The organism is Alkalilimnicola sp. S0819, from assembly GCF_009295635.1.
Taxonomy (GTDB): Bacteria; Pseudomonadota; Gammaproteobacteria; order Nitrococcales; family WHIW01; genus S0819.
Window position 1 is genome coordinate 39193 of record NZ_WHIW01000008.1, and the last position, 14641, is coordinate 53833.

Below are 14641 nucleotides of genomic sequence, written 5' to 3' on the forward strand. Positions count from 1 at the left end.
TTGTGTGCCAACCGTTCGGTTGTCAATATGTCGCGGCTTGCAGGGCGGCTAAAGTGTGGCGAGCGCCTCAATGTGACTTTTTTTGTCAGTCCTGCCGCGCTCCAATGGCCGCAAAACGTCAGTCGATACCCAGTTTCTTCAGTCGGTAACGCAGCGCCCGAAAGCTGATGCCCAGCAGGCCGGCGGCGGCGGTCTTGTTGTAGCGGGTCTTCTCCAGGGCTTTCACGATCAGTTCCCGCTCCATGTGCTCTATATAGTGCTCTAGTTGGAACTCGTCGTCGGGCTCCGGCAAGGGCGGGGTGTGATCGCCTTCCGCCATGGCAGCATTCGTGGTTTCCGGCAGCAATAAATCCTCTTCGGCGATCTCCACACCTTCGGCCAAGGTAAGGGCGCGTTCCAGGATGTTCTCCAGCTCCCGCACGTTCCCGGGAAAGGCATGCCCCCGCAGGGCGGCCAGGGCGGCATCGCTGAGTGCGTGCCGGCCACCCTCGTCCAGACGGCCGAGGACGTGCTCCACCAGCATGGGGATATCCTCCCGGCGCTCGCGCAGGGGCGGTACCTGGAGCTGGATGACATTGATTCGGTAGTACAGGTCCTGGCGGAACTGGCCGCTGTCGACCAGCTCGCTCAGATCCTTGTGGGTGGCGCTGAGCACGCGCACGTCCACGCTCACCTCCTGCTGCTCGCCCACCGGGCGCACGGCCTTCTCCTGGATGGCGCGCAGCAGTTTCACCTGCATGGCCAGCGGCAACTCCGCCACTTCGTCCAGGAACAGGGTGCCGCCATCGGCCGCCTGGAACAGCCCCGGCTTATCGGTGGTCGCACCGGTGAAGCTGCCCTTCCTGTGACCGAAGAATTCGCTCTCCATCAGTTCGCCGGGAATCGCGCCGCAGTTAACCGGGACGAAGGGCTTCTCCCGCCGCGGTCCTTTTTCGTGGATCAGCCGGGCGACCAGTTCCTTGCCGGTGCCCGATTCGCCACCGATGTAGACCGGCGCCTGGCTGCGCGAGACCTTGTGGATCAACGAGCGGATGCGGCGCATGGGCGCGGAGTCGCCCAGCAGGGTGTCCCGGGAGCGACGATCCTGCACGGGCTGGGTGTTGAGCTTGAGCGCCGTGCCCACCAGCTTGCGCAGCACGGCCAGGTCCACGGGCTTGGCGACGAAGTCGAAGGCCCCGGCTTTCAGCGCCTCCACGGCGCTTTCCATGTTGCCGTGGGCGGTGATCACCGCAACGGGAATCTCGGGGTGCTGCTTTTGCATGTGCCGCACCAGATCCAGGCCGCAGCCGTCGGGCAGGCGCATGTCGGTGAGGCACAGCTGGTAGCGCCCACCACGCAGGCGCTCCCGCGCCTCGGCCAGGTCGGCGGCGGCATCGGAGGGGATCTGCATGCGTTGCAGGGTGAGCTGAACCAGTTCGCGGATATCCGGTTCGTCGTCCACGACCAGGGCTACAGCGTCACTCATGCTATCTGTCCTTGTTGCTCTTCGGTGCCGAAGCTGATTCTAAAGCGCGCGCCGCGCTCGCTGGGCAGGTGTCTGAGCGTTGCGTGATTGAGTTCACATAACTCACGGCACAGGTACAGACCCAGGCCGGTGCCCTGGGCGGCTGTCGTAAAGAACGGTTCGAACAGCTGGGCGGCGTCTTCCGAGCGAATGCCGCGGCCGTTGTCGTGTACCTCCAGCGCCGGCAAGCCGTGTTCGTCGATCAGGCCGGTGAGTTCTATGCGCAGGGTCTGGGCGTCCAGACCGCCGTGCTTGCGGGCATTGCCGACGAGGTTGCCGACAATCTGCTGCAGGTGGTTGGGGTCGAAGCGAATCTCCAGATCCTTGGGCTCGGTGTGGATGCTGATCTGTAACTGCTCGCTGCGGCGCAACTCGGTGGCGAACCAGGCGAGCCACAGTTGCAGACGCAGCGTCTGACCTTCCGGGCGCTGCCGACGCGAGAGCTGCAATACGCTGTCCACCACCTGGTTCAGGCGGTCGCTTTGCTTGCGGATGATCTCGGTGAGGCGCCGGTCGGCGTCGCTCAGGTCCTCGGCTTCCTCCAGCAGTTGGCCGGCGTGGCGTATGGCCGAGAGCGGGTTGCGGATCTCGTGGGCGATGCTGGCGGTGAGCCGGCCGAGCGAGGCGAGCTTGGCCTGCTGCACCTGGGCTTTGAGTGTGCTGCTGTCTCCCAGGAAGATCAGCCAGCCGTTGGCCAGGCGCCGGAAATCGCAGTGCAGCTCCCGGCCCCTGGCGCCCAACGGCGACGTGGGCTTGCGTCCACGCTGCCAGGTGTTCAGGGCATGGTTGAGGCTGGCCGAAACGTACTCCAGTTCCACGCCGGTGGTGTCAACCGGGCACCCCAGCAGCTGGGCGGCGGCCTGGTTCAGAAAGCGGATTCGCCGCTGCCCGTCCAGGGCGACCACGCCGGCCTGTAGTTGCTGAACGATCAGGCCGTTGAGGTTCTGCAGTTCCTGCAGGTCCACCCGGCGGGCGTCGGCCAGGGCCTGGTTCTCCCGGCCCTGGCGGGCGAGCAGGCTGCCGGCCAGGGCGGTGACCAGCATGGCCACCCCCAGGGTGGCCACCTGGGTGTACCCGAGCGCGGGCGCGCCTTGGCGCAGATGCGCCCAGAGCTGCAGCAGAAACAGGGCGATGATCGCCACCGAGGCATAGAAGGCGGCGCTGCGCGCGGGCATGAGCAGGCTGGCGCCGGCCACGGCCACCACCAGCAGCACCCCCAAGCCGTTGCCCACCGAGCCGGTCGCATAGATCAGTATCACCAGTGCCACCAGGTCGGTGGCTATCTGGGCATGGACCTGCAATTGCGCCGCGGGGGCGCGGCGGATGGTGAGTAGCAGCGCGATGATGCCGAGCAGCAGGTAGATGAGAGTGGTCGCGCCGAACAGCAACGGGTGCGTGGCCATGCCGTGGGCGGTGCCCAGGGTGCTCAGCATGACGATCAGCAGGGCCAGCGCGATGGCGAGCCGGTAATACGAGAGAATGCGTAGCGGGCGCCAGCTGTAGGTGTCGCCGCTGCCCAGCGGCTCGGGCGCCGTGCGCGTGCCCATGGGTTTACTCGCTGTCTTGCTTGTTGCGCCCGGCACGCGCCCAGCGGAACAAGCCGATGAGCAGCAGGACGATCAGGGCGATGAAGATTAGCCGTGCCATGGCGCTAGTGTCATGACAAACGCCTCAGCGTGCAAGAGAGCCGCGGATTCGCCCCCCGGGGGGAGGTGCCCGCGAAAGAGGCCGCCGGCCAAGCGTTCCTTGACCGCCTTGCCGACCGTGTCCCGGCAGCGGGCTACGGCCCTTTGTCTTTGATTTGCGGCCATGCATGGTGGAGAATACGGCGCTCACTTTGCACCGGAGGTTGGTGGTAAATGAACCTGCATGAGTTCCAGGCGAAGCATCTTTTCGCCAAATACGGTATTTCCGTCCCGCAGGGCTATGTGGCTCGCTCGTCCGACGAGGCGAAGAAGGCGGCCCAGGAACTGGGCGGCGATCTGTGGGTGGTGAAGGCCCAGGTGCACGCGGGTGGTCGCGGCAAGGCCGGTGGCGTGAAGGTGGTCAAGAGCCACGATGAACTCGTTGCATATGCCGATTCCATTCTCGGCACCAACCTGGTCACTGACCAGACAGACGACAAGGGCTTGCCCATCAATTCCGTGATGGTCGAACAGGGCCTGAGCATCGAGCGCGAACTGTATCTGGGCGCGCTGGTGGATCGCGCTACCCGCCGGGTGGTGTTCATGGCTTCCTCCGAGGGCGGCATGGATATCGAGGAAGTCGCCGAGAACGAACCGGAGAAGATCCATACCATCGAGGTGAACCCGGCCGCCGGCCTGCAGCCCTACCAAGGCCGTCAGCTGGCCTTCGCCCTGGGGCTGGAAGGCAAGCAGGTCGGTCAGCTGGTGAAGATCATGCAAGGTCTTTACAAGATGTTCGAGGAGCGGGACCTGTCCCTGGTGGAGATCAACCCCTTGATCGTCACCGGCGAAGGCCAGCTGCTGGCGCTGGACGCCAAGGTCAACGTCGATGACAACGCGCTGGAAGTGGGCCGCCAGGCCGAGATCGCCGACATGCGCGATACCAGCCAGGAAGACCCCACCGAGGTGGAGGCTCAGGAATACGGCCTGAACTACATCACCCTGGACGGCAACATCGGCTGCATGGTCAACGGCGCGGGTCTGGCCATGGCCACCATGGACGTGATCAAGCTGCAGGGCGGCGACCCGGCCAACTTCCTGGACGTGGGCGGCGGCGCCAACAAGGAGCGCGTCACCGAGGCGTTCAAGCTCATTCTCTCCAGCGACCGGGTGCAGGGCATTCTGGTCAATATCTTCGGCGGCATCGTTCGCTGCGACATGATCGCCGAGGGCATCATGGCCGCCGTGAAAGAGGTGGGTGTCGAAGTGCCGGTGGTGGTGCGCCTGGAGGGCACCAATGTCGAGCAGGGCAAGGCGCTGCTGCGCGATAGCGGCATGGCCATCATCCCCGCCGACGACCTGACCGACGCGGCCAAGAAGGTCGTGGACGCGGTTGCCCAGGCCTGAACCACCGAATTCCGAGGACGCGAAATCATGAGTATTCTTGTCGACAAGAACACGAAGGTCATTGTTCAGGGCTTCACCGGCGCCCAGGGCACCTTCCACGCTGAACAGTGCATCGCCTACGGCACCCAGGTGGTCGGGGGCGTGACCCCGGGCCGCGGCGGCCAGACCCATCTGGACCGTCCGGTGTTCAACACCGTGCGTGACGCCGTCGCTGACACCGGCGCCGACGCCTCCATGATCTACGTGCCGGCCGCCTTCGCCGCCGACGCGATCCTGGAAGCGGCCGAGGCCGGCGTCAAGGTCATCGCCTGCATCACCGAGGGCATCCCGGTGATGGACATGCTCAAGGTGAAGGCCGCCCTGGAGCACAGCGATGTGCGCCTGATCGGGCCGAACTGCCCGGGCATCATTACTCCCGGTGAGTGCAAGATCGGCATCATGCCGGGGCACATCCACCAGGCGGGCAAGATCGGCATCGTCTCCCGTTCCGGCACCCTCACCTACGAGGCGGTCAAGCAGACCTCCGACGCGGGCCTGGGCCAGAGCACCTGTGTCGGCATCGGCGGTGACCCGATCCACGGCATGAACTTCATCGACTGCCTGGCGGAGTTCGAGGCGGACCCCAAGACCAAGGGCATCGTCATGGTGGGTGAGATCGGCGGTACCGCCGAAGAGGAAGCCGCCGAGTTCATCAAGAGCAATGTGCGCAAGCCGGTGGTGGGTTACATCGCCGGTGTTACCGCCCCGCCGGGCAAGCGCATGGGCCATGCCGGCGCTATCATCAGCGGCGGCAAGGGTACCGCCAAGGACAAGTTCGCCGCGCTGGAAGCGGCCGGTGTCGCCATCGTGCGCTCCCCGGCCGAGATCGGCGCGCGGATGAACGAGTTCTTTAAAGGCTAAGGGAGTATCGCGGCTCCTGGCCGCGATGCCTTTGCCCCCACCGAAAGGCGGCCTTACCCAGGCCGCCTTTTTGTTGTTATCGTTGCTGGACTTGGCCAAGCCACATTTACTGGAAAGGAAGGTTTCATGAAGAAGGTCGAAGCGATCATCAAACCGTTCAAGCTGGACGATGTGCGCGAAGCGCTGTCGGAGATCGGCATCACCGGCATGACGGTGACGGAAGTGAAGGGCTTCGGCCGGCAGAAGGGCCACACCGAGCTCTACCGCGGCGCTGAGTACGTGGTGGATTTCCTGCCCAAGATGCGCCTGGAAGTGGTGGTGGGTGATGAGCAGGTGGATCGCTGCGTGGAAGTGATCACCCAGGCCGCCCATACCGGCAAGATCGGTGACGGCAAGATCTTCGTCACCACCGTGGAGCGCGTGATCCGCATCCGCACCGGTGAAGAAAACGAAAGCGCGATTTAAGCGCGATGCAAACGCCCTCCGCAGGGGCGGCCACGAGCCGTCCCTGCCGGGCCCATGGGGCTGTCAGCCTTCCAGCGCCGGGTGCTGCGGGTAATTCAGCCGAATGATCCGTAGCACGTCTTCCCGCAGCTCTTCCAGCTCCAGCGCCGCGTAGGCGCGCGCCAGAATTCCCAGCGCTTCGTAGGTGGCAGAGCTGCTGGCGTAGTCTTCCATGATCCCCTGTGCCCGCTTGGCCGCGGCGATATAGGCTTGGTTCTCGAAGTAATGCCGCGCCACGTGCAGCTCGTGCCGCGCCAGATCTTCCCGGATCTCCAGCATGCGCTTGCGTCCGTCTTCGGCGTACTCGCTATCCGGGTAGCGCTCCACCAGTTCCTGGAAATCGTAGAAGGCCTGGCGCAGGGGTTCCGGGTCACGGTAGCTGCGGTCAATGCCGAACACGCGCGAGAGCAGGTCGCGCCCGCGGTTCAGGTTCGCCATCGCACGCATATAATGAACGTAGGCCGCCTGCGGCGAGCGTGGGTTGGCGCGCAGGTAGCGGTCCGCCGCCGCCATCACCGCTGCCGATTCTTCCAGCTGGTAGTAGGCGTAGAGGGTGTCCAGCTGAGCCTGTTTGGCGTAGGTGCTGAAGGGGAAGTTGGCCTGCAGGCGTTCCAGCCTGTCCACCGCGGTGGCGTAATCTCCGCTGCGCATCAACCGCTGCGCGCTCTGGTAAAGTTCCTCCACCGACATATCGGCGGTTTCATCCACGGTGGGGTTCAGCGGATCCCCGGAATAGTTCTTGGGGCCGCCGCCCAGCATGGAGCAGCCTCCCAGAGGCAGCAGCACCAGTAACAGCAGCAAAGGTTTGATTGACTTCATGTCCTCGATTTCACGCCGGGCCCACAAGCGCTCCATTGTAGGGAAAGCCGCCTTCTCCCACCAGCGGCGTGCCGCCCATGGCTGAGCCCGTGGAGCGCGCCGTGCAGATACCCTTCGAGGCGGTGGGCCGACGCATCGACCAGGTGCTCGCCGAGCTCATCCCCGATTTCTCCCGCAGCCGCCTGCAGCAGTGGCTGAAGGAGGGGCGGGTGAGCGTGGACGGCCGCCAGCTAAAGCCCAGGGACAAGGTGCTGGGGGGCGAGCAGGTGCGGCTGCGCGCGGAGCTGGAATCCGAGACCCGGGTGGAGGCGGAGGCTATCCCCCTGGATGTGGTCCACCAGGACGAGGCCCTGTTGGTGGTCCACAAGCCGGCGGGGCTGGTGGTGCACCCGGGGGCGGGCAATCCATCGGGTACCCTGCAGAACGCCTTGCTGCATCATGATTCGGAGCTTGCCGCCGTGCCCCGCTGCGGCATCGTCCATCGGCTGGACAAGGACACCAGTGGCTTGATGGTGGTGGCGCGCACCCTCACCGCTCACAAGCGGCTGGTGGAGCAATTGCAGGCACGCACCGTGAGCCGGCGCTATCTGGCGCTGCTCAACGGCACACTGGTGGCCGGCGGCACGGTGGACGCCCCGCTGGGGCGTCATCCGCGGGATCGCAAGCGCATGGCGGTGGTGGGGGGCGGCCGGGAGGCCATCACCCATTACCGGGTGCGCGAGCGTTTCGCCGCTCATACCCTGGTGGAGTGTCGCCTGGAGACCGGGCGCACTCATCAGATCCGGGTGCACATGGCGCATTTGCGCCATCCGCTGCTCGGTGACCCGGTCTATGGCGGGCGGCCCATGTTGCCGCGGGGCGCTTCCGAGGCGCAGCGCCGGGCAATCCAGTGCTTCGGGCGTCAGGCGCTGCACGCTTGGTCCCTGGGGTTGGAGCATCCGCTTGACGGCGAGCCCATGAGCTGGGAAGTGCCCTTGGCCGAGGATATGCAACATCTGCTGGCCGCACTGCGGGGGGAGCTCGATGAGCAGCCCTGAGCCGCTGTTGCCCGACTGGCCCGCACCGGCGGGGGTGCGGGCGGCGGTGAGCACCCGGGTTGGCGGCGTGAGCCATGCGCCCTACGACAGCCTGAACCTGGGCGCCCATGTGGGGGATGAACCCCGGGCGGTGGCCGAGAACCGTCGCCGGCTGGCCCAGGCGCTCGATCTGCCGGCACCGCCCCGGTGGCTTTCCCAGGTCCACGGCGTGCGGGTGGCCGCGGCCCATGACGCCGCGCCCGACGAGGCGGCTGATGGTGCCTGGACCGATCGCGCGGGCGTGGTTTGCGCCGTACTCACCGCTGACTGCCTGCCGGTACTGCTTTGTGACCGAGCCGGCACCCGGGTGGCCGCGGCCCACGCCGGCTGGCGGGGGTTGGCGAACGGGGTGCTGGAGGCCGCGGTGCGCACCTTGGGTGTACCGGGCGAGGAGTTGCTCGCCTGGCTGGGCCCGGCCATCGCCCAGCCGCGTTTCGAGGTGGGCGGCGAGGTGCGCGATGCGTTCCTGGTGGGCCAAGCCCAGGCCGATCGCTGTTTCCGACCGTCCGAGCAGGGGCGCTGGCTGGCGGATCTGTACGGGCTGGCGCGGCTGCGCCTGGCGGCAGTGGGGGTGCGGGCCGTATACGGGGGTGGCCTTTGTACCTTTGATGACCCGCGGTTCTATTCCTACCGGGGTGAAGGGGTCACCGGGCGCTTTGGCAGTTTGATATGGCTTGAGGCCGGCTGAGCGGGTTCGCGGCCAAGGCCGATCCCCCGGCACCACTGATGTGTCTTGCTTCCCCATTTCTTGGCGCTCGCACTCTCCCTTCCCCCGGTGGGAGCGGTCTTGGCCGCGAATTCCCTCCTCGCTCCTCCCTCCCTCTCTGAACTTCTCCTGGCGTTAGCACTCTTATTGACAGAGTGCTAATTTTGCTAAACTGTTAGGCAATGACTGATCGCGGTCGCGGCGTTTGCAAGTTCGCCCGGCGTGCCCCAGTTGAGCGTATACGGACCCGTTGCGAGGACGTTTCAACCATGCGCATGGACAGACTCACCACCAAGTTCCAGATGGCTCTGGCCGACGCCCAGAGCCTGGCCGTGGGCCGGGATCACCAGATGATCGAGCCGGCCCATTTGCTCACCGCCATGCTCGATCAGGAGGGTGGCAGCGTGCGCCACTTGTTGAATCAGGCCGGCGTCAACGTCAACTACCTGCGCTCCCAGCTGGGCAATCGCCTGGAGGGCCTGCCCACCGTCTCCGGTGCCGGCGGTGACGTGCACCTGTCCAACGACCTGGGCAAGCTGCTCAACCTCACCGACAAGCTCGCCCAGAAGCGCAAGGACCAGTACGTCTCCAGCGAGCTGTTCGTGCTCGCCTGCCTGGAAGGCGCGGGCGAGACCGGCGAGCTGCTGCGCAAGGCCGGCGCCGACAAGGCGGCCCTGGAACAGGCCGTGGAGGACATGCGCGGCGGCCAGCGCGTCGACGACCCCAACGCCGAGGAGCAGCGCCAGGCGCTGGAGAAATACACCATCGACCTCACCGAGCGGGCCGAGCAGGGCAAGCTGGACCCGGTGATCGGCCGCGACGACGAGATCCGCCGCACCGTGCAGGTGCTGCAGCGGCGCACCAAGAACAACCCGGTGCTGATCGGCGAGCCCGGCGTGGGCAAGACCGCCATTGCCGAAGGGCTGGCCAGCCGCATCGTCAACGGCGAGGTGCCCGAGGCGCTGAAGAACCGGCGCCTGCTGAGCCTGGACATGGGCGCGCTGATTGCCGGCGCCAAATTCCGCGGTGAGTTCGAGGAGCGCCTGAAAGGCGTACTCAATGATCTTGCCAAGCAGGAAGGCCAGGTGATCCTGTTCATCGACGAGATCCATACCATCGTTGGTGCCGGGAAGGCGGAAGGCTCCATGGACGCGGGCAATATGTTGAAGCCCGCGCTCGCCCGCGGCGAACTGCACTGCATCGGCGCCACCACCCTGGACGAGTACCGCCAGTACATCGAGAAGGACGCCGCCCTGGAGCGGCGCTTCCAGAAGGTGCAGGTGGACGAGCCCAGCGTAGAGGATACGGTGGCGATTCTGCGCGGCCTCAAGGAGCGCTACGAAGTGCACCACGGGGTGGAGATCACCGACCCGGCCATTGTCGCCGCGGCGACGCTCTCCCACCGCTACATCACCGACCGGCAGCTGCCGGACAAGGCCATCGACCTGATTGACGAGGCCGCCAGCCGGATCCGCATCGAGATCGACTCCAAGCCCGAGGAAATGGATCGCCTGGAGCGGCGCCTGATTCAGCTCAAGATCGAGCGCGAGGCGCTGGCCAAGGAATCCGACGAGGCCTCGAAGAAGCGCCTGGAGGCGCTGGAAGAGGAAATTTCCGAGCTCGAGAGCAAGTTCCGCGACCTGGAAGAGATCTGGAGCTCCGAGAAGGCGGCGGTGGAGGGCACCTCCAACATCAAGGAGGCGCTGGAGCGCGCCCGTCAGGAGTTGGAAACCGCCCGCCGCGCGGGTGATCTGCAGCGCATGTCCGAGCTGCAGTACGGCCGCATCCCCGATCTGGAGCGACAGCTGGACATGGCCGCCCAGGCGGAAATGCACGAGATGACCCTGCTGCGCAACAAGGTGGCCGAGGAGGAGATCGCCGAGGTGGTCTCCAAGTGGACCGGCATCCCCGTGTCCAAGATGCTGGAAGGCGAGCGGGACAAGCTGCTGCGCATGGAAGAGGAGCTGCAGAAGCGGGTCATCGGTCAGCGCGAGGCGGTCTCGGCGGTGTCCAACGCCATCCGCCGCTCCCGCGCCGGGCTCTCCGACCCGAACCGTCCCAACGGCTCCTTCCTGTTCCTGGGGCCCACCGGCGTGGGCAAGACGGAGCTGTGCAAGGCGCTGGCCTCTTTCCTCTTCGACACCGAAGAGGCCATGATCCGCGTCGACATGTCGGAGTTCATGGAAAAGCACGCGGTGGCGCGGCTGATCGGCGCGCCTCCGGGTTACGTGGGCTTCGAGCAGGGCGGTTATCTCACCGAAGCCGTGCGCCGCAAGCCCTATTCGGTGATCCTGCTCGACGAGGTGGAGAAGGCGCATCCGGATGTGTTCAACATCCTGCTGCAGGTGCTCGATGACGGGCGCCTTACCGACAGCCACGGCCGCACGGTGGATTTTCGCAACACCGTGGTGGTGATGACCTCCAACCTCGGCTCCCAGATCATCCAGGAGCAAACCGGCGAGGGTCAGTACGCGCAGATGAAGGATTCGGTGATGGAGCTGGTCGGCGCGCATTTCCGCCCCGAGTTCATCAACCGCATCGACGAGGTGGTGGTCTTCCACCCGCTGGGTCGCGAGCAGATCCGCCGCATCACCGAGATTCAGCTCCATTACCTGGACCAGCGTCTTGCCGAGCGGGACATGGGCCTGGCGCTCAGCGAGGCCGCGCTCGACAAGCTCGGCGAGGCCGGTTTCGACCCGGTCTACGGTGCCCGCCCGTTGAAGCGGGTCATCCAGCACCAGGTGGAGAACCGCCTGGCGCAGGAGATCCTGCGGGGGGCCTACGGTGACGGCGACCAGATTCGGGTGGATGTAAAAGACGGCGAGTTCGTGTTCGAGAAGGGCGCGCGCAGGGCCGCATAAGGCCCGCTCCTACGGCCGAGGGTAGAGCCGGCGGGTCTTAGCGCCGCTCTCCCTCTGTCGCCTTCAGCAACACCCAGTCCAGCGCCCGGGTGGAGAGCAGTCGACGCAGGGTGCCGAACAGTCGGGTGGGGAAGGTCACGTAATACCGGGCCTTCGGTCGCGGGTGCTCCACCGCATGGCATACCTTCCCGGCCACGGCGGAGGCGGGCAGGGTGAAGGCCCCGCCGCCCTCGGCGCGCAGACGCCGCTCCACCGCCCGGTAGGTTTCCGCATGGGCGCTGTGCTCGGGGTCTATATGGCGCTGAAAGGCAGCGTAGGCGTTATCCCGAAAGCGGCTCTCGATGGGGCCGGGTTCCACCAGCGCCACCGCGATACCGCTGCCCCGCAGTTCCAGGCGCAGGGTATCGGCCAGCCCCTCGAGGGCGAACTTGCTCGCCACGTAGGCGCCGCGATAGGGCAGGGCGGCCAGCCCCAGCACGGAGCTGATGTAGACAATGCGCCCGCTGCCCGCACGGCGCATCACGGGGATGAGCCGGTTGGTGAGTTCCTGGGTGCCGAACAGATTGGCTTCGAACTGCTCGCGCAGGGCGGCGCGGGAGAGATCCTCCACCGCCCCGGGCTGGCCGTAGGCCGCGTTGTTCACCAGCGCATCCAGCCGCCCGCCGCTGCGGGCGAGCAATGCGTCGGTGCAGGCGGCGATGGATTCGCTGCTGGCAAGCTCCAGGTGCAACGCGGTGTAGCCCGCCTCTCGCAGGCGCTGCAGGTCCGCCTCGCGCCGGGCCGTGACGTAGACCCGGTGGCCCCGCGCGCGGAGCATCCGGGCGCAGGCCAGGCCGATGCCGCTGGAGCAGCCGGTGACCAGTATGTGCTTGTTGCTCAACAGTGCCCCTTTCCACCGCGAAGTGGCTAAACTACGCCGATTCTGGCGTCCAACAAGGCGGGTCGGTACCGCCGATTTGCATGAGGTAAGAACGATGCCCATCTACGAGTATCAGTGCAATGACTGCGAACACGAGCTGGAAGCCTTGCAGGCGCTTAGCGAGGCGCCGCTGCTGGAGTGCCCGGCCTGCGGCAAGCCGGCCCTGTACAAGAAGGTCTCCGCCGCCGCCTTCCGTCTGAAGGGTGGCGGCTGGTACGAAACCGACTTCAAGACCGGCAACAAGCGCAACCTGGCCGGCGATGGGGCGAAGCCGGACACCAAGGCCGACAAGAAGCCCGAAACCGCCTCGTGAATCAACCGCGGCCGTTCCTTCTAAACGGGTTTTGAACGCAGAGGCGCGGAGGACGCGGAGGCGCGCAGAGATTGTTGCCCTTTCAAAAAACACTCTGGGCAACTCTGCGTCCTCCGCGCCTCCGCGGTGCAATCACCCCACAGGCCGCGGGGCGTGAGCTTGCACCCCCCGCGACCAGCTCTTACCATTCCTCGCCACCCTTCACCCGAATACAAACCAGAGCGAGCCATCATGCGCAGCCATTATTGTGCCCAGGTCACCGAACAACTGCTGGATCAGCAGGTTGAAGTCAGCGGCTGGGTGCATCGCCGCCGGGACCACGGCGGGATCATCTTCGTCGATCTGCGGGATCGCAGCGGGCTGGTGCAGGTGGTGTTCGACCCGGACGTGGGCGCGGCCTTCGAGGAAGCCGACCGGGTGCGCAACGAGTTCGTGCTGCGGGTGAAAGGCCGGGTGCGCCGCCGCCCGGAGGGCACGGTGAACACGGAACTGGCCACCGGGCAGGTGGAGATCTTCGGCGAGGAGCTGGAGATCCTGAACCGCGCCAAGACCCCGCCCTTCCAGCTGGACGACGACGATGTGGGCGAGGACGTGCGCTTGCGCTATCGCTACATCGACCTGCGCCGTCCGGAGATGCAGCGCCGCATCCAGACCCGCGCCCGGGTGACCCGGGAGCTGCGCCGCTTCCTGGACGACAAGGGCTTTCTGGACATCGAGACCCCGACCCTGACCCGGGCCACCCCCGAGGGCGCGCGGGATTACCTGGTGCCCAGCCGGGTGCACGGCGGCTCCTTCTACGCGCTGCCCCAGTCGCCGCAGCTGTTCAAGCAGTTGCTGATGATGTCCGGCTTCGACCGCTACTATCAGGTGGCCCGCTGCTTCCGCGACGAGGACCTGCGCGCCGACCGTCAGCCGGAATTCACCCAGCTGGACATCGAGACCTCGTTCATGGACGAGGAGCAGATCATGGGCCTCACCGAGGACATGATCCGCGAGCTGTTCAAGAGCGTGCTGGATGTGGAGCTGCCCGACCCCTTCCCGCGCATGAGCTACGCCGAGGCGCTGCATCGTTTTGGCATCGACCGACCGGATCTGCGCATTCCGCTGGAGCTGGTGGAAGTGGCGGATCTGATGGACGAGGTGGAGTTCAAGGTCTTCGCCGGCCCCGCCGCCGACCCCAAGGGCCGGGTCACCGCGCTGCGGGTGCCCAAGGGCGGGGAGCTTACCCGCAAGCAGATCGACGACTACACCGCCTTCGTCGGTCGCTACGGCGCCCGGGGCCTGGCCTACATCAAGGTCAACAGCGTTGCCGAAGGCCGCGAGGGCCTGCAGTCCCCGATTCTCAAATTCCTGCCCGACAACGCCGTGCAGGGCATACTGGAGCGCACCGGCGCCCAGGACGGCGACCTGATCTTCTTCGGCGCCGACAAGGCCAAGGTGGTCAACGAATCCCTGGCCGCGCTGCGGGTGCGCCTGGGCCATGATCTGGGTTTGGTGGAAGGGGCGTGGGCGCCGCTGTGGGTGGTGGACTTCCCCATGTTCGAGTACGACGACAAGGACCAGCGCCTGTACGCCCTGCATCACCCCTTCACCGCCCCCCAGGTGAATGATCTGGACCAGCTCAAGGCCGCCCCCGAGCAGGCCCTGTCCCGGGCCTACGATATGGTGGTGAACGGTACCGAACTGGGCGGCGGATCCATCCGTATCCATCAGCCGGCCATGCAGCAGGCGGTGTTCCAGCTGCTGGGCATCGGCGAGGAAGAGGCCCGTGAGAAGTTCGGTTTCCTGCTCGATGCCCTGGAGTACGGCGCGCCGCCCCACGGCGGCCTCGCCTTCGGCATGGACCGGCTGGTGATGCTGATGACCGGCTCCAGGTCCATCCGCGACGTGATGGCCTTCCCCAAGACCCAGACCGCCAGCGACCCCATGACCGAGGCGCCGGCGCCGGTAACCGAGGCCCAGCTGCGGGAGCTCAACCTGCGCATCCGCAAGCACCCGGGCGTCTAG

The 14641-nt window shown here is 66.2% G+C and carries 12 protein-coding genes; 8 read left to right on the forward strand and 4 right to left on the reverse strand.

Features of this window, described 5'->3' with window-relative positions; genetic code table 11:
• Positions 1-118: 118 nt before the first annotated feature.
• Positions 119-1465 (reverse strand): sigma-54-dependent transcriptional regulator, encoded by a 1347-nt coding sequence (locus tag GBG68_RS08480; protein WP_152146513.1) that lies wholly within the window; start codon positions 1463-1465, stop codon positions 119-121.
• Complete coding sequence (locus GBG68_RS08485; RefSeq protein WP_152146514.1) at positions 1462-3051, reverse strand: sensor histidine kinase; 1590 nt, start codon at positions 3049-3051, stop codon at positions 1462-1464. Before GBG68_RS08485 ends, GBG68_RS08480 begins: the two co-directional genes overlap by 4 nt.
• Positions 3052-3363: 312 nt before the next feature.
• Between GBG68_RS08485 and sucC the strand changes: the two genes are divergently transcribed.
• The 3 genes from sucC (at position 3364) to GBG68_RS08500 (ending at position 5901) form a co-directional block, all read left to right on the forward strand.
• Positions 3364-4536, forward strand: coding sequence for an ADP-forming succinate--CoA ligase subunit beta (gene sucC / locus GBG68_RS08490; RefSeq protein ID WP_152146515.1), 1173 nt, complete (start codon positions 3364-3366; stop codon positions 4534-4536).
• Between the two features lie 27 nt (positions 4537-4563).
• Positions 4564-5436, forward strand: a complete 873-nt coding sequence (sucD, locus tag GBG68_RS08495; protein WP_152146516.1) for a succinate--CoA ligase subunit alpha — start codon at positions 4564-4566, stop codon at positions 5434-5436.
• Positions 5437-5562: 126 nt separating this feature from the next.
• Entirely contained in the window at positions 5563-5901 is a 339-nt protein-coding gene (locus GBG68_RS08500; RefSeq protein ID WP_152146517.1) for a P-II family nitrogen regulator, read from the forward strand.
• Between the two features lie 63 nt (positions 5902-5964).
• Here GBG68_RS08500 and GBG68_RS08505 read toward each other — a convergent pair whose 3' ends face one another.
• The gene (locus GBG68_RS08505; protein ID WP_152146518.1) at positions 5965-6759 is read right to left on the reverse strand and encodes an outer membrane protein assembly factor BamD; all 795 of its coding nucleotides are present in this window, start codon (positions 6757-6759) and stop codon (positions 5965-5967) included.
• Between the two features lie 77 nt (positions 6760-6836).
• Here GBG68_RS08505 and rluD point away from each other — a divergent pair, with 77 nt between their 5' ends.
• The 3 genes from rluD (at position 6837) to clpB (ending at position 11402) form a co-directional block, all read left to right on the forward strand.
• Positions 6837-7796, forward strand: a complete 960-nt coding sequence (gene rluD, locus GBG68_RS08510; RefSeq protein WP_152146519.1) for a 23S rRNA pseudouridine(1911/1915/1917) synthase RluD — start codon at positions 6837-6839, stop codon at positions 7794-7796.
• Positions 7783-8523 (forward strand): peptidoglycan editing factor PgeF, encoded by a 741-nt coding sequence (gene pgeF / locus GBG68_RS08515; protein ID WP_152146520.1) that lies wholly within the window; start codon positions 7783-7785, stop codon positions 8521-8523. Before rluD ends, pgeF begins: the two co-directional genes overlap by 14 nt.
• A gap of 287 nt (positions 8524-8810) precedes the next feature.
• On the forward strand, positions 8811-11402 hold the full coding sequence (gene clpB / locus GBG68_RS08520) for an ATP-dependent chaperone ClpB (protein WP_152146521.1): 2592 nt from the start codon (positions 8811-8813) through the stop codon (positions 11400-11402).
• A gap of 37 nt (positions 11403-11439) precedes the next feature.
• On the opposite strand, the gene GBG68_RS08525 is transcribed toward clpB, so the two are convergent.
• Complete coding sequence (locus GBG68_RS08525) at positions 11440-12282, reverse strand: SDR family NAD(P)-dependent oxidoreductase (RefSeq protein ID WP_226801750.1); 843 nt, start codon at positions 12280-12282, stop codon at positions 11440-11442.
• A 94-nt stretch (positions 12283-12376) separates the two neighbouring features.
• Between GBG68_RS08525 and GBG68_RS08530 the strand changes: the two genes are divergently transcribed.
• Complete coding sequence (locus GBG68_RS08530; RefSeq protein ID WP_152146523.1) at positions 12377-12634, forward strand: FmdB family zinc ribbon protein; 258 nt, start codon at positions 12377-12379, stop codon at positions 12632-12634.
• 231 nt (positions 12635-12865) lie between these two features.
• Positions 12866-14641 carry an aspartate--tRNA ligase gene (gene aspS, locus GBG68_RS08535; RefSeq protein ID WP_152146524.1) on the forward strand — a complete coding sequence of 592 codons (1776 nt, stop codon included), beginning with the start codon at positions 12866-12868 and terminating at the stop codon, positions 14639-14641.

Bases quoted from the DNA above. Each gene is read 5' to 3' on its own strand.
- GBG68_RS08480 (WP_152146513.1), bottom strand. From the start codon at position 1,465: ATGAGTGACGCTGTAGCCCTGGTCGTGGACGACGAACCGGATATCCGC.
- GBG68_RS08485 (WP_152146514.1), bottom strand. From the start codon at position 3,051: ATGGGCACGCGCACGGCGCCCGAGCCGCTGGGCAGCGGCGACACCTAC.
- sucC (WP_152146515.1), top strand. From the start codon at position 3,364: ATGAACCTGCATGAGTTCCAGGCGAAGCATCTTTTCGCCAAATACGGT.
- sucD (WP_152146516.1), top strand. From the start codon at position 4,564: ATGAGTATTCTTGTCGACAAGAACACGAAGGTCATTGTTCAGGGCTTC.
- GBG68_RS08500 (WP_152146517.1), top strand. From the start codon at position 5,563: ATGAAGAAGGTCGAAGCGATCATCAAACCGTTCAAGCTGGACGATGTG.
- GBG68_RS08505 (WP_152146518.1), bottom strand. From the start codon at position 6,759: ATGAAGTCAATCAAACCTTTGCTGCTGTTACTGGTGCTGCTGCCTCTG.
- rluD (WP_152146519.1), top strand. From the start codon at position 6,837: ATGGCTGAGCCCGTGGAGCGCGCCGTGCAGATACCCTTCGAGGCGGTG.
- pgeF (WP_152146520.1), top strand. From the start codon at position 7,783: ATGAGCAGCCCTGAGCCGCTGTTGCCCGACTGGCCCGCACCGGCGGGG.
- clpB (WP_152146521.1), top strand. From the start codon at position 8,811: ATGCGCATGGACAGACTCACCACCAAGTTCCAGATGGCTCTGGCCGAC.
- GBG68_RS08530 (WP_152146523.1), top strand. From the start codon at position 12,377: ATGCCCATCTACGAGTATCAGTGCAATGACTGCGAACACGAGCTGGAA.
- aspS (WP_152146524.1), top strand. From the start codon at position 12,866: ATGCGCAGCCATTATTGTGCCCAGGTCACCGAACAACTGCTGGATCAG.